Origin of the sequence: Rhodoblastus sphagnicola, from assembly GCF_002937075.1 — a bacterium.
GTDB lineage: Bacteria > Pseudomonadota > Alphaproteobacteria > Rhizobiales > Beijerinckiaceae > Rhodoblastus > Rhodoblastus sphagnicola.
Genome location: NZ_NHSJ01000087.1, coordinates 96,304 through 110,658, shown reverse-complemented (window position 1 = coordinate 110,658; position 14,355 = coordinate 96,304). Strand labels below are relative to the sequence as shown.

14 protein-coding genes are annotated in these 14,355 nt (G+C 65.7%); 11 read left to right on the top strand and 3 right to left on the bottom strand.

The genetic code is table 11. The features are described 5' to 3' along the window. Window positions 1-29: 29 nt before the first annotated feature. Complete coding sequence (gene purN / locus CCR94_RS14425; protein ID WP_104508538.1) at window positions 30-692, bottom strand: phosphoribosylglycinamide formyltransferase; 663 nt, start codon at window positions 690-692, stop codon at window positions 30-32. Beyond that, the gene (gene purM, locus CCR94_RS14420) at window positions 689-1,762 is read right to left on the bottom strand and encodes a phosphoribosylformylglycinamidine cyclo-ligase (protein ID WP_104508537.1); all 1,074 of its coding nucleotides are present in this window, start codon (window positions 1,760-1,762) and stop codon (window positions 689-691) included. Before purM ends, purN begins: the two co-directional genes overlap by 4 nt. A 299-nt stretch (window positions 1,763-2,061) precedes the next feature. Here purM and CCR94_RS14415 point away from each other — a divergent pair, with 299 nt between their 5' ends. Together CCR94_RS14415 and CCR94_RS14410 are read left to right on the top strand one after the other, a co-directional pair. Then, window positions 2,062-2,283: a Flp family type IVb pilin gene (locus CCR94_RS14415; RefSeq protein ID WP_104508536.1), complete on the top strand. Its 222-nt coding sequence runs from the start codon at window positions 2,062-2,064 to the stop codon at window positions 2,281-2,283. Between the two features lie 92 nt (window positions 2,284-2,375). Next, window positions 2,376-3,374: an NAD(P)H-binding protein gene (locus tag CCR94_RS14410; RefSeq protein ID WP_104508621.1), complete on the top strand. Its 999-nt coding sequence runs from the start codon at window positions 2,376-2,378 to the stop codon at window positions 3,372-3,374. Window positions 3,375-3,441: 67 nt separating this feature from the next. On the opposite strand, the gene CCR94_RS14405 is transcribed toward CCR94_RS14410, so the two are convergent. Further along, the gene (locus CCR94_RS14405) at window positions 3,442-4,596 is read right to left on the bottom strand and encodes a hypothetical protein (RefSeq protein WP_104508535.1); all 1,155 of its coding nucleotides are present in this window, start codon (window positions 4,594-4,596) and stop codon (window positions 3,442-3,444) included. A 465-nt stretch (window positions 4,597-5,061) separates the two neighbouring features. Here CCR94_RS14405 and CCR94_RS14400 point away from each other — a divergent pair, with 465 nt between their 5' ends. The 9 genes from CCR94_RS14400 to CCR94_RS14360 all read left to right on the top strand — a co-directional run bounded on the left by CCR94_RS14400 (window position 5,062) and on the right by CCR94_RS14360 (window position 14,315). Continuing rightward, on the top strand, window positions 5,062-5,208 hold the full coding sequence (locus tag CCR94_RS14400; RefSeq protein WP_104508534.1) for a light-harvesting protein: 147 nt from the start codon (window positions 5,062-5,064) through the stop codon (window positions 5,206-5,208). A gap of 12 nt (window positions 5,209-5,220) precedes the next feature. Next, a complete protein-coding gene (locus CCR94_RS14395; RefSeq protein ID WP_104508533.1) occupies window positions 5,221-5,406 on the top strand; it encodes a light-harvesting protein in 186 nt (61 codons plus the stop codon). Between the two features lie 217 nt (window positions 5,407-5,623). After that, window positions 5,624-7,030, top strand: coding sequence for a PucC family protein (locus CCR94_RS14390; protein ID WP_104508532.1), 1,407 nt, complete (start codon window positions 5,624-5,626; stop codon window positions 7,028-7,030). A 202-nt stretch (window positions 7,031-7,232) separates the two neighbouring features. Then, the gene (locus CCR94_RS14385) at window positions 7,233-7,778 is read left to right on the top strand and encodes a CDP-alcohol phosphatidyltransferase family protein (protein ID WP_104508531.1); all 546 of its coding nucleotides are present in this window, start codon (window positions 7,233-7,235) and stop codon (window positions 7,776-7,778) included. 49 nt (window positions 7,779-7,827) lie between these two features. Then, on the top strand, window positions 7,828-8,934 hold the full coding sequence (locus tag CCR94_RS14380; protein WP_104508530.1) for an AI-2E family transporter: 1,107 nt from the start codon (window positions 7,828-7,830) through the stop codon (window positions 8,932-8,934). After that, window positions 8,931-9,626, top strand: a complete 696-nt coding sequence (locus CCR94_RS14375) for a P-loop NTPase family protein (protein WP_104508529.1) — start codon at window positions 8,931-8,933, stop codon at window positions 9,624-9,626. Before CCR94_RS14380 ends, CCR94_RS14375 begins: the two co-directional genes overlap by 4 nt. A gap of 72 nt (window positions 9,627-9,698) precedes the next feature. After that, window positions 9,699-11,909, top strand: coding sequence for an RNA degradosome polyphosphate kinase (locus tag CCR94_RS14370; protein WP_104508528.1), 2,211 nt, complete (start codon window positions 9,699-9,701; stop codon window positions 11,907-11,909). 4 nt (window positions 11,910-11,913) lie between these two features. Beyond that, a complete protein-coding gene (gene ppx, locus CCR94_RS14365; protein WP_104508527.1) occupies window positions 11,914-13,416 on the top strand; it encodes an exopolyphosphatase in 1,503 nt (500 codons plus the stop codon). Next, window positions 13,413-14,315, top strand: a complete 903-nt coding sequence (locus CCR94_RS14360) for an EamA family transporter (protein ID WP_104508526.1) — start codon at window positions 13,413-13,415, stop codon at window positions 14,313-14,315. The genes ppx and CCR94_RS14360 overlap by 4 nt, the downstream gene beginning before the upstream one ends. Window positions 14,316-14,355 lie beyond the last annotated feature (40 nt).

Genomic DNA, 14,355 nt, shown 5'->3' with positions numbered 1-14,355 from the left:
ACCGGCATCCGCCTCGCTCGAAACGCGCCCTATCGTGAAAAATCCGCAGCCGGCGACACCAGCGCCAACCCCGGCGCCGGCTCCTCGGCGAGACGCACGCGCGCGCCCTCCACCAACGCCGCGCCGGACGCCACCAGCGCCAGCGCGCGCGGATAAATCACATGTTCCTGTTCCAGCACGCGCGCGCCCAAAATTTCGGGCGTGTCGTCGCCGCGCACCGCCACCGCCGCCTGGGCGACAATGGGGCCGGCGTCCATTTCGGGAACGACGAAATGCACGGTGGCGCCGTGGATCTTTACGCCGTCGGCGAGCGCCCGCTCATGGGTGTGCAGCCCGCGATAGGACGGCAGCAGCGCGGGATGCACGTTCAGCATCCGCCCGCGCCAGTTTTCGACAAACCAGGGCGACAACAGCCGCATGAACCCGGCGAGGCACACCAGTTCGATGTTTTTCGCCTCCAGCGCGGCCTGCACGGCCCGCTCGAAATTTTCACGCGAAGCAAAAGCCTTGTGATCGACCACCGCCGTCGCAATACCCTCGCCGTGCGCAAAATCCAGTCCACCAGCGTCGGCGACATTTGAGAGAACCAGCGCGATCTCAGCCGGAAACTTTTCGTCTTTCGCGGCGGCGATCAGAGCGCGCATGTTGGAGCCGCGCCCGGAAATCAGAATGGCGACGCGTTTGCGGCTCACAGCGCCAATTTTCCTTCATAGACGACGCGTTCGTCGCCGGCTTCGACGACCTGACCGAGGCGAACCGGGGCCTCGCCCGAGGCGTGCAGCGCTTCCACGATCTCGTCGGCGCGTGAAACGGCGCCGACCACGATCATGCCGAGGCCGCAATTGAAGGTGCGCAACATTTCATGCTCGGCGACGCCGCCCTGTTCGGCCAGCCAGCGGAACACCGGCAACACCGGTATGGCCGAAAGATCGATCTTCACACCCAAACCCTTGGGCAGCACGCGCGGCAGATTCTCGGGATAGCCGCCGCCCGTGATATGGGCGAGCGCCTTGATGGCATGGGTCTGGCGCAGGGTCTGCAACAGCGGCTTCACATAGATGCGGGTCGGCTCCAGCAGAGCCCGGGCCAGCGTCTTGCCTTCCGCGAAAAGCGCGGGCGCGTCCCAGGCGAGGCCTGTGCGCTCCACGATCTTGCGCACCAGCGAATAGCCATTGGAATGCACGCCCGACGACGGCAGCCCGAACACCACGTCCCCGACTTGAATGTTGGCGCGCGGCAAAAGATCGCCGCGTTCGGCGGCGCCGACGGCGAAACCGGCGAGATCGTAATCGCCGCCGGCGTAAAGACCGGGCATTTCGGCGGTCTCGCCGCCGATCAGCGCCGCGCCGGCCTCCAGGCATCCCGCCGCTATGCCCTTGACGATCTGGGCGCCGGTTTCCGGGTCGAGATGGCCGGTGGCGTAATAGTCCAGGAAGAACAGCGGCTCGGCGCCCTGCACCACCAGATCGTTGACGCACATGGCGACGAGGTCGATGCCGACCGTGTCGTGAATGCCCGTCTCGATGGCGATCTTGACCTTGGTGCCGACGCCGTCATTGGCGGCGACCAGGATCGGATCGGTGAAGCCGGCGGCTTTCAAATCGAACAACCCGCCAAAGCCGCCGATTTCGGCGTCGGCGCCGCGCCGCCGCGTGGCGCGCACCAGCGGCTTGATCAGTTCGACCATGCGCGCGCCCGCGTCGATATCGACGCCGGCTTGCGCGTAAGTCAGTCCCGCGGGCTTGTCGCCGGGCTGGGTCATGAGGCTCCTCGTCTTGCGCGCCCGCGCTGGCGCGGGCGATCCCGTCCATTGCAGTCCAGTTTCAGCTATTTTCGCGATGTTTTCGCGAACAACCGGCGCCTGCCTTCTCGCGTCCTGCTCTAGCGGCTTGGCGCGGGGCTGGCAAGGCGCGCCGCGTCGACCGGTTTCGGCGGGCCGCGCTGGCCTCGCTCATGCTTAACGCAGGTAAACCCTTTTTGCATTGTGGACATAACGTTGCGGAAAGCCGGCGCTCGTATGGATTTCCTCAAGAACAAGTCGTCTCACAAGGAAGTACGGATATGCCGCTCCACCCCAGCACAGGCCTCCAAGGGTCCATCGCGCGCAAAAAGACGACGCTCAAGGGCGGGTTGCTCCGCTTCATATGCGACGAGTCCGGCGCGACGGCCCTCGAATACGGGCTGATCGCGGCGCTGATCTCGGTCACCGCCATCGCCACCCTCACGGGCGCGGGCGCCAAGGTGAATGGGAAGTTCGTCACGGTCTCGAACGGCCTCAACTGACGTCGCGTCTTGCGAGCACGCGGGCGCGGCTGCTAAGAGTCCGGTCGAAAGCGCTGGCGCGCTCCGACCGGAATGAGGAAGCCGTGAACATGATGACCGAGGCCGACGGCGCCGACACAGCGCAACCCTCGCCCCAGAAAATTTGCCTCGCCGGCGCCAGCGGCACGATCGGGCGGGCGACGGCGCGCGCGCTGGCGCGGCGCGGCCATGAGGTGGTCTGTTTCCTGCGCCCGCGGCCCGGCGGCGCGGCCGATGTCGCGGGCGCCGAAGTCAGGTTCGTCGACTTTTCCAATCCGATGTCGCTTGCTGCGGACGGATTCAAGGGCGAGCGCTTCGACGCCGTGGTGTCCTGCATGGCCTCGCGCACCGGCGCGCCCAAGGACGCCTGGGCGATCGACCACCGGGCGCATGTCAATCTGCTGGAGGCGGCGCGCGCGGCCGGCGTCGGCCATTTCGTGCAACTCTCGGCCATCTGCGTCCAAAAACCGCAACTCGCCTTCCAACACGCCAAACTGGCGTTCGAGAAGGCGCTGATCGACTCGGGCGTAAGATATTCCATCGTGCGGCCGACGGCGTTTTTCAAGTCGCTGTCGGGGCAGATCGAGCGGGTGCGCCAGGGCAAGCCATTCCTGGTTTTCGGCGACGGGACGCTGACGGCGTGCAAGCCGATCAGCGACGACGATCTCGCTGATTATCTGGCCTCGTGCCTGGAGGACGAGTCGCGCTGGAATCGCGTGCTTCCCATCGGCGGCCCCGGCGAGGCGATCACGCCGAAGCGGCAGGGAGAAATCCTGTTTTCGCTGCTCAACCGAAAGCCCGCGTTCCGAAAGGTTCCGGTCGCGTTGATGGACGTCATCATCGGGGCGCTCGGTTTTCTCGCGCCGCTCTCGTCCCGATTGGCGGAAAAGGCCGAATTTGCGCGAATCGGCCGCTATTACGCGACCGAATCCATGTTGGCGCTGAACCCGGAAACGGGCTGCTACGACGCGGAGGCCACGCCCTCGACGGGCTCCGAGACGCTGTACGATTTTTACGCGTCCGTGATCTCGGGCGCGGCGGCGCCGGATCGCGGCGATCACGCGGTTTTCTGAAGCCGACGGAAGAAGCCGGCCGCGCATCGCCGGCCGCGCCCCTGGAGGCGAAGCCGGCGCGCGGACATCAGTCGCGCTTCTTCAGCGGGAAGAAGAACAGGCGGGAAATCGGATCCGGGCAGTCGAGCAGGACCACCTTGGACGGCCCGCACGGCAGCAAGCCCTCCCGCTTCGTTTCAATCGACGTGGGCAGGTTCAGGCTGTCGGAGAGCAACGCCGGCGCATCGATCAAGGTCGCCTGGGGCTTTGAGTCGATCAGCGTCGGAAGACCCAGGAGCTTGGAGAGCGGCGCCGCGATATCCAGCAGCACCACGCCGGCCTCGCTCGGAAGCAGCGAAGAAAACGGCTTGGTGCGAATGACGGTCCCGATGTTCAGGATGTCGGAGAGCAAGGTCGGAGCATCGATCAAGGTCGCCTGGGGCTTTGAGTCGATCAGCGTCGGAAGACCAAGGAGCTTCGAGAGCGGCGCCGCGATGTCCAGCAGCATCACGCCGGCCGTGCTCGGGAGCAGGGACGAAAACGGCTTGGTGCGAATGACCGTCGCCAGGTTCAGGATGTCGGAGAACAAGGTCGGCGCGTCGATCAGCGTCGCCTTGGACTTTATGTTCAGCAGCGTCGGGAGGTTCAGGAGGTCCGAGAGCGGCGCCGCGATGTCGAGCAAGGCCACGCCGGCCTGGGTCGGGAGCAGGGCCGAAAACGGCTCGGTGTGAATGATCGTCGGCAGGCCCAGGCTGTCGGACAGCAAGGCCGGCTTGTCGATCAACGTCGCCTGGGGCTTCGTGTTCAGCAACGTTGGGATGTTCAGGCTTTCCGAAAGCGGCGCCGCCGAATCCAGCAGCAGGATTTCGGAGCCGAAGTCCTCCAGAACCGGCAGGTGCAGCAATTTCGAGAGCGGCGTCGGATTGTAGGCGCCGGTGGCCCTGACGCTATGCTCCGAACCGGCTCCGGTCGGCTTTTGCGCCTCGAGATGCTTGATGGCTTCGCGCGCGAAGCCCCAGGACGCCCGGACGGTGACGACCGCGCCGCCCCTGCTTACGCTATCGGCCAAAGCTTGCGCGTTGGCCGGCTTCACGCCGCCCTTGATGATCTTTCCCTTGATGTCCCCACCACTTTTCCGCGTAACCAGGCTGATCTCGTCATCCCCGAATCTATGCTTCAGAGCACGGATCGCGGCGTTCGCGTGCTCCTCTGCGGCATATAGCCGCGTGATGATGGTGGTCATGGGCTACTTCCTTCTCTTCCGACTCTTCCGACTCTTCCGAACAAGCGCATCGGCGCCAGACGAACAGGCTTTTCTTCGACGCAATGCCTGAGCCTTAAGGGTTTGCGCCCTTCGGGCCAGACGGTCCAGCCCCTCCCGTTGAGGGAATGGGTCTTTCCTTCCGGCTTGCGGCAAGCCGCAGTCCACGCCCCAACACGATCCGTCGCATCGCCCCCGCTTCGCCAGGAAATCCGGCCAAAAGGTAGGAAAAACTCAGCCGCGCCAGCGGTTCCGAAAAGAAGCCGTGTTCCGTCGAAATTTATGTCACACCAGCTTGACAGTATCAAGTGTCAATATATAGTGACGGTCGCCTGCAGGTCGCAACGAGACTCTCGGGGCGCTGTGGGCCTCCTGGCCACAGGCAAAAAAAGCTTCTCGTGGTTTCCGCGTGGAGCGGAGCTGGTGGCGTTACATGAGAGGTGGACAATGGCTGATGAAAAGGGGCTGACGGGCTTGACCGCAGCTGAATCCGAAGAGCTTCACAAGCACGTCATCGACGGCGCCCGCGTGTTCTTCGTGCTCGCGATCTTCGCGCACGTTCTCGCGTTCGCTTTCTCTCCTTGGCTGCATTGAGGAGTCTTTGATATGAACCAAGGTAAGATTTGGACTGTCGTCAACCCGAGCGTTGGCCTCCCGCTGCTGCTCGGCTCCGTGACCGTGATTGCGATCCTGGTGCATCTTGCGCTGATCTCGCACACCACATGGTTCCCGGCCTACTGGCAGGGTGGCGTGAAGAAGGCTGCCGCGATCGAGACCTCCGTTTTCGGCTGAGTTGATCGCAGCGTCATTCGACGCCCCATGAGCTGATAAAGCTTTCTCGCGGCCGGTGTCATGTGATACCGGTCGTTTCTTCACGTGGGGCGGTCAGCGCGCCTGCTTTCCATTCGCCCTTTGGGCGCGCGGCGCGGGTGTTGGTTCCCGATCATCGGATCCCGCCGGTTCAATCGTCGTAAACTTGTCAATCGTCGTAAACTTGGGTCTACATCTCATGAACCGATTCAGCGAGAAGGCGATGCGCGCATGGATGGCGCGGGGCGCGCGCTACCTGCCGTTCGCGGATGCCGCCACGCCGGAACTGCCGCTGTCGAGGCTGCTGCGTCTCTCCCTGTTCCAGGTTTCGGTCGGCATGGCGCTGGTGCTGCTGGTTGGAACCCTCAACCGCGTGATGATCGTCGAACTCGGGGCGCCGGCCTCGCTGGTCGGCATCATGGTGTCGCTGCCGCTTGTCTTCGCGCCCTTGCGCGCCCTGATCGGGTTTCGCTCGGACAACCATACTTCGGCGCTTGGCTGGAAGCGGGTTCCCTTCATCTGGAAGGGCACGCTGCTGCAGTTCGGCGGCCTCTCCATCATGCCTTTCGCGATTCTCGTCCTGACCGGCCAGGGACATGCCAATCACGCGCCGGTCTGGCTTGGCTATCTCGGCGGAGGCGCTGCGTTCCTGCTGGTCGGCGCCGGTCTGCACATGATCCAGACCGTCGGCCTCGCCCTCGCCACCGATCTGGCGCCGCCTGAGTCGCAGCCCAAGGTCGTGGGCCTCATGTATGTGTCGCTGCTGCTCGGCATGATCGTCTGCGCGCAGGTTTTCGGCTACTTTTTGACGGAGTTTTCGCCGGCGCGCCTGATCCAGGTCATCCAGGGCGCGGCTGTGGCGACGTTGATCCTCAACGTGACCGCGGTCTGGCAGCAGGAGGCGCGCAAGCCGGGGTCGGGGGCGCCCAGTTCCGCGCGCTTGCCATCGTTCCGCGAAGCCTGGGTGAATTTCACCTCGGGTCTCGGCGCCATCCGTCGGTTGGTCGCGGTCGGTTTTGGCACCATGGCCTTCAGCATGGAAGACGTCCTGCTCGAACCCTATGGCGGTCAGGTTCTTCACCTTACCGTCGGGCAAACAACGAAACTGACGGCGACCCTCGCAATCGGCGGCCTTTTCGGTTTTGCGCTGGCGTCGCGCGTCCTGAGCCGCGGCGCGGATCCGTTCCGCATGGCCAGCTACGGCGCCCTGGTCGGGATTCCCGCCTTCCTCGCGGTCATTCTCGCCGCGCCGTTCAATTCCATGGCGCTGTTCGCGCTGGGCACGGCGCTGATCGGCTTCGGCGCCGGCTTGTTCGGGCACGGCACGCTGACCGCGACCATGCAAACGGCCCCCGACGATCAGGCCGGTCTGGCGCTGGGCGCCTGGGGCGCGGTTCAAGCTTCGGCGGCGGGCATAGCCATCGCGCTGGGCGGCGTGATTCGCGACGTGGTCGCGGGCTTGCCGATCGAGCAGCCATTTGGCGCGGCGACGCCGTACAACACGGTTTACAGCCTTGAAATCGTGTTTCTGCTGTGCGCCATCGTGGTGATGTTTCCGCTGCTGCGCCGCGCGCCGCGCGCGGCTGCCCCGCAAACCTCCGCGTGAGGCGAGCGCCGCCGGGTTCCCGCCGCGACGCCCCCCTTGTCAGGGAGCGGTGCCCGCCGCATAGTCAGCGCGTATCCCAAAGCTTTCCCCGCTTGGCTTGAAGTGGGGAAAGCTCAGGTTTTCCGTTAAAGCGCATCTCCCTTTCGCAAAACCGGAGTCCACTTTTGCGGGATATGCTTGCGTTTAGTATCGTTGAGTTTCCATGCCCCGCACGTGGTTCGCCTTCCTGCCCAACCTGATCAGCCTGGCGCGTCTGGTGCTGGCCCCGTTTTCGGTCGAGATGATCGTGGAGCGGCGCTGGACCGAGGCGCTCGCGATTTTCGTCGTCGCCGGCCTGTCCGACGCGCTCGACGGCTGGATCGCCCGGCGCTTCGACCTGCGTTCGGAACTCGGCGCCTATCTCGACGCCCTCGCCGACAAGGCGCTGCTGGTGTGCAATTACGTTACGCTCGCGGGCGTCGGGCTGGTTCCGCTCTACCTCGTCCTGCTGGTGGTGACGCGCGATCTGCTGATTGTCGGCGCCGTCATCCTCTGCCGGGTGATGGACAGGCCCATGACCATCCGGCCGCATTTTCTCTCCAAGGCCAACACCGCCGCGCAGATCGCTTTTGTCGTCATGCTGTTGGCCGCATTGGCCTTCCATCTCCCCATGCCCTGGTTCACAGCGGGAGTCTGGCTGGTCGCGGCATTGACCTTGGCCTCGCTGGCGGCCTATTTCAAACGGTGGGTCGCGCACATGCATTCGTGACGCCCGCCCCGGGACTGGCCCAAGAGGACTGCCTCAAGAGGACTGGCTCATGCGCATTGAATGGCAGCTTGCGTTCTGGTTTTTGATGCTGGTTCTGGCCGGTCTCGGCCTTTACATGTCCGCGAGCGTGCTGGCGCCCTTCGTCGCCGCCCTGATCCTCGGCTATGTGCTCGACCCCGTGGCCGACCGGCTGCAAAGGCTCGGCCTGAGCCGCCTGCTGGCGACGCTGGTGATCCTGGCGGTGTTCGTCGTGGTGCTGACCATCGTCATCTTCGTGCTGGCGCCCGTGCTCGGACGGCAGGTGGTGGGCTTTGCCGAGAGCCTGCCGGTCTATGCCGCCAAGCTTCAGTCCCTGATCACGGAACAGGCGGCCGAGTTCTTGCAGAAATACGGCGGCGACTGGCTGCAAAAGCTGGGAATCGACAGCGCCAGCGCCAATGAATCGATCCAGAAATCCTTGGGCAATTTCGTCGGCCAGGGCGTGCAATGGTTCGGCAATTTCCTCAAGAGCATCTGGTCCGGCGGCCAGGCGCTGGTCGGCATCGTCACGCTCACGGTCATCACCCCCGTGGTCACCTTCTATCTGCTGCTCGACTGGGACGAGATGATCGCCGTGCTGCACAGCCTCGTGCCGCCGCGCTACCGCCCCGCCGTGCTCGAAATCGCCACCGAGATCGACCGGGCGCTGAGCGGCTTTTTACGCGGGCAATCGCTGGTCTGCCTCTTTCTCGGCCTGTGGTACGGCGTCGGTCTGTCGATGATCGGCCTCAATTTCGGTTTCCTGATCGGCACATCGGCCGGCCTGCTCAGCTTCATTCCCTATGTCGGCTCGCTCACGGCGCTGATCTTCTCCGCCGTCGTCGCCATCGTCCAGGGTTGGCCGAGCCTCGGCCTGTTCGGCGAGGCCCTGGCGGTGGTCGGCGTCGGCCAGTTTCTGGAGGGCAATTTCCTGACGCCGAAACTGGTCGGCGGCTCGGTCGGGCTGCATCCGGTCTGGCTGATCTTCGCCCTGCTCGCCTTCGGCAGCCTGTTCGGCTTCGCCGGCATGATCCTGGCCGTGCCGGCGGCGGCCGCCTTCGGCGTGGTCGTGCGCTTCGCCGCGCGCCGCTACAAGCAGAGCACGCTGTTCCACGGCATGGACATCGGTCCGACATGAGCGGGCAATTGCCGCTGGATCTGGCGTTGGCGCCGCGCTTTGGCGAACAGGATTTCCTGGAAAGCCCCTGCAACGCGCAGGCGCTGGCGCTGGTGCGGCTGTGGCCGGACTGGCCGCGCCACATGCTGCTGCTGACCGGGCCGTCGGGGTCGGGCAAGAGCCATCTCGGGGCGATCTGGGCGGCGCGGGCCGGAGCACGGATTTTTGACGGGCGCGATCTCGACGCGGGCGGGCCGCCGGCGCTCGCCGGCGAAAAGGCGTTGCTGCTGGAGAACGCCGAATTGGCGCCGGAGAAAGAACTGTTCCACCTCCTTAATGTGTTGATGGAAAGCGGCGCGGCGCTGATGCTGACGGCGGCGCGCGCGCCCGACTTCTGGGGCCTCAAGACCCCCGACCTGCTGTCGCGGCTGCGCCGCATGCCGCAAGCCGAGATCGCCGCGCCCGACGAGGCGTTCCTGCAAACGATTCTCGTCAAGCTGTTCGACGACCGCCAGATTCGCGTGGACGCGGCCACCATCGCCTATCTGGCCGCGCGCATCGAGCGTTCCCTCGCAACCTGCGGGGCGCTGGTGAGCGCGCTCGACCGCGAGGCGCTGGCGCGGGGGCGGGCGGTGACGCGCGCCTTCGCCGGCGAGTTTTTGCGGGGCAACCCGCAATTCGGCTGTGGCGCCGACGACGATGACAGCGATTGACCTTTTGAAGGCGGGGGAGACATTATGCCGCAGCGCAATAATCTTCAGCCGCAGTGTGAAAGCGATTCGTAAATGAGCGAGGCGATTGAGTCCGTGACCGTCATGACCCCGTCGGGCGACCCGGCCTTGGCCGATGAAAATCTGCGGCTGTCGCCCAAGCGCTTCATCAACCGCGAATTGTCCTGGCTGGAGTTCAACCGCCGCGTGCTGCTGGAGGCGTCCAATCTGGCGCATCCGCTGCTGGAGCGGGTGCGTTTCGTCTCCATATCCGCCAATAACCTCGACGAATTCTTCATGGTGCGCGTCGCCGGCCTGCGCGGCCAGTTGCGCAGCGGGGTGGAAACCCCGTCCGACGACGGCCTCACCCCCGCCGAAAATCTGCCGCTGATCCATGCCCGCGTCAGCCTGCTGGCGCGCGAACAAACCAGGCGCTGGCTCGATTTGCAGGAGGAGCTGGTTGCCGAGGGCATGGCCATCGTCAATCCCGACGAGTTGAACAAGGCGGAAAAGCTCTGGCTCGACGATTATTTCTTCGCCCATGTCTTTCCCATTCTCACGCCGCTCGCCATCGATCCCGCCCATCCCTTCCCCTTCATCCCCAATCTCGGCCTGTCGCTGGCGCTGGATCTCGAGGCCGCCACGACCTATGAACAGGAAGGTCACGATCGGATGAAGGCGCTGGTGCGCGTGCCGCAGAACATCGAGCGCTTCGTCCGCCTGCCGGACACGCCCGGCGGCGGCTTCCGGCTGGTGGCGATGGAGGCGCTGATCCTCACCCACATCCAAAAGCTGTTTCCGGGCTTTGCGGTGAAGGGCAAGGGCTTGTTCCGCATCGTCCGCGACAGCGATCTCGAAGTCGAGGAGGAGGCCGAGGATCTGGTGCGCCTGTTCGAGACCGCGCTGAAGCGGCGCCGGCGCGGTTCGGTGATCCGGCTGGAGACGGACGCGCAAATGCCCGCCGACCTGCGCGCTTTTGTCGCGGAGGAAATGGATGTCGAGGCCGACGAAATCATCGCGCTGGAAGGCATGCTGGCGCTGAAGGACCTGTCGGAAGTGGTGAGCCTGCCGCGCGCCGATCTGAGATTCAAGCCCTACACCCCGCGCTTTCCCGAGCGCGTGCGCGAAAATGGCGGCGACATCTTCCTGGCCGTCAAGCAGAAGGATCTGGTCGTCCACCACCCCTACGAGAGCTTCGACGCCGTGGTGCAGTTCCTGATGCAGGCGGCGCACGATCCCAATGTGGTCGCCATCAAGCAGACGCTTTACCGCACCTCGCTCGACAGCCCGATCGTGCGCGCCCTGATCGAAGCGGCGGAGGCGGGCAAGTCGGTGACCGCGCTGGTCGAGCTGAAGGCGCGCTTCGACGAGGAGGCCAACATCCGCTGGGCGCGCGACCTGGAGCGCGCCGGCGCGCAGGTGGTGTTCGGCTTCATCGAGCTGAAGACCCACGCCAAACTCTCGCTTGTCGTGCGGCGCGAAGGCGGCGCGCTGGCCACCTATTGCCACATCGGCACCGGCAATTATCACCCGATCACCGCCAAGATCTATACGGACGTGTCGCTGTTCACCGCCGATCCCGCCATCGGGCGCGACGTGTCGCGCATTTTCAACTACATCACCGGCTATGCCGAGCCGGTCGGGCTGGAGCGCATGTCGGTCTCGCCGCTGACGCTGAAGAAGAAGCTGCTCGCCCATATCGCCGAGGAGGTCGGTTACGCGCGGGCCGGCAAGCCGGCGGCGATCTGGGGCAAATGCAATGCGCTGGTCGATCCCGAAATCATCGATGCGCTTTACGACGCCAGCCAGGCCGGGGTCTCCATCGATTTTGTGGTGCGCGGCATCTGCTGCCTGCGGCCCGGCGTTCCCGGCCTGTCCGAGAACATCCGCGTGAAATCGGTGATCGGGCGCTTCCTGGAGCACACCCGCATCTACGCCTTCGGCGGCGGCCATGGCCTGCCGCACAAGAAGGCTTACGTCTATATTTCCTCGGCTGACCTGATGCAGCGCAATCTCGAGCGCCGCGTGGAATCGCTGCTGCCGGTGACCAATCCGACCACGCACGAGCAGGTTCTCGACCAGATCCTCGTCGCCAACATGCTGGACAACCAGCAATCCTATCGCGTGCTGCCCGACGGCTCCTCCGTGCATATCGAGTGCGGGCCGAACGAGGAGCCGTTCAACCTGCATGAGTATTTCATGACCAATCCGTCGCTGTCGGGGCGCGGCGCCAGCCTGCGCGAGTCCAGCCCCAAACCCTTGTTCAAGAAGCGCGAGCGGAACTGAAGACATGGTCAGGGGACAGGGCCGGCTGCCCGGCGTAAAGCCGGCGGCCATCGTCGACATCGGCTCCAATTCGGTGCGCCTCGTCGCCTATGAGGGCGTGACGCGCTCGCCATCGCCGATTTTCAACGAAAAGGCGATGTGCGGCCTCGGCCGGGGCGTCGCCACCACCGGCGAACTCGCGGCCGAGAGCATGGAGCGCGCGCTGGCGGCGCTGCGGCGCTTCCGCAAGCTGTGCGAGATCATGCGGATCGACGATGTCACGCCGATCGCCACGGCGGCCGCGCGCGACGCCGCCAACGGCCCGGCCTTCCTGGCGGCGGCGGGCGCGGCGATCGGGCGGCCGATCGAACTGATTTCGGGCGCCCGCGAGGCCGAGCTTTCGGCGCTGGGCGTGATTTCCACCTTTCATCAAGCCGATGGCGTGGTCGGCGATCTCGGCGGCGGCTCGCTGGAGCTGATCGAGGTCAAGGCTGGCCAGCCCGGCGTGGGCGTGTCCTTGAAACTCGGCGCGCTCGCGCTGATGGACGCCTCCGGCGCCTCGCCCAAGGCGGCGGTGAAAATCGCGCGCGACGCCCTGGCCGATGCGGCGCCTTTGGAAACCCTGCGCGGCCGCACGTTTTACGCCGTGGGCGGCACCTGGCGGTCGCTGGCCAAGCTGCACATGCGCCAGCGCAATTATCCGCTCGAAGTCATGCACGGCTATGAGATTCCCGCGCGTGACGCGCTGGATTTCGCCGCGCTGGTGGAGCGCGTGGACAGCGAGGCGCTGGTGTCCGTCGGCGTGGTGTCGCAGCAGCGCCGACCCTCACTGGCCTATGGCGCGGTGGCGCTGGAGGAAATCATCCGGCGCGGCAAGCCGGCGCGCGTGGTGGTGTCGATCGGCGGCGTGCGCGAAGGCCTGCTCTACACCCGGCTCGACGCCGCGACCCAGGCGCGCGACCCGCTGCTGGAGGCGGCGCGCGCCTACAATCTGTTGCGCTCGCGCTCGCCCGGCCATGGCGAGGACATGATCCACTGGTCCGACGCCTTTTTCGCGTCGAGCCAGCTCAACGAAACGGCGGAGGAGAAAAGACTGCGTCACGCCGCTTGTCTTTACGGCGATATCGGCTGGCGCACCTCGCCGGACCATCGCGCCCGCCTCGCCATGGACCTGCTCGCCAACACCCCGACCATGGGCGTCGATCATGCCGGCCGCGCCTATCTCGGCATGGCCGTGGCCTATCGCCACATCGGCATGGAGGAGGACGTCAATCCGCTGATCCGGGGCCTCGCCACCCCGCGCCTGATGGACCGCGCCCGCATCATGGGCGCGCTGCAACGCGTCGCCTATATTATTTCCGCCTCCAACCCAGGCGTGCTGCCGCGTGTAAAACTGACCTGCGCCAAGGGGGAGCTGCTGCTGACGCTGCCGCCGGACCTCGCCGATCTCGCCGGCGAAAGGCTCGGCGGCCGGCTCAAGCAACTGGCGCGGCTGCTCGGCCGCAAGCCGGCGATGGCGATCGCGTGACGCCCGAAAAACTTCCCGCGCGCGATCTCGCCCTCGCGGTGCTGATCGCGGCTTTGTGGGGGGTCAGCTTCATCGCCATCAAGGCGGGCGTGGCCGAGGCGCCGCCGCTCGCCTACACCGCCTTGCGCTTCTTTCTCGCCGCCATTCCCGCCGTGTTTTTCGTCCCCCGGCCCAAGGCGCGGCTGCGCGATCTCGCCGGCTATGGCCTGTGCATTGGTCTGGGCCAGTTCGGCCTGTTGTTCGCCGCCATCAGCCAGGGCATGCCGGCGGGGCTGGCCTCGCTGGTGATCCAGATCCAGTCCGTGTTCACCATCCTGCTCGCCTGGGCGCTGCTGGGGCAAAAACCCCGCGCGGCGCAATGGATCGGCGCCGGCGTGGCGCTGGCGGGCGTGGCGCTGATCGCATTTTCACGCGGCGCCGCGGCGCCGCTTGTCCCCTTCGCCGCCGTGGTGGCCGCCGCCGCCTGCTGGGCGGGGGGCAACCTGTTCTCGATCCGCGCCGGACGGGTGCATGTGCTCGGCTTCATCGTCTGGTCGAGCCTGTTTTCGCCGGCGCCGCTGTTGGCGCTGTCCTGGACGCTGGAAGATCACGCGGCCATCGTTCACGCGCTCACCCATCCGAGCGTGGCGGTGTGGGGCGGGGCGGCCTTTCTGGCCTATGGCCCGACCATGGTCGGCTACGGCCTGTGGTCCTGGCTGCTCAGCCGTCATCCCGTCGCGCTGGTCGCGCCGTTTTCGCTGCTGGTGCCGGTGTTCGGCCTGTCGAGCGCGGCGCTGGTGTTCGGCGAAACGCTGAACGCGGCGACGCTGGCGGGGATTGTCGTGGTGCTCGCGGGGTTGGCGGTTTCGGTGTTCGCGCCACATCGCGCAAGTGGACCAAGGTCTTCTCGCGCCGACTGAACATCTGCGGTCAAATCCTTCAACCAACAGGGAGGCTCAA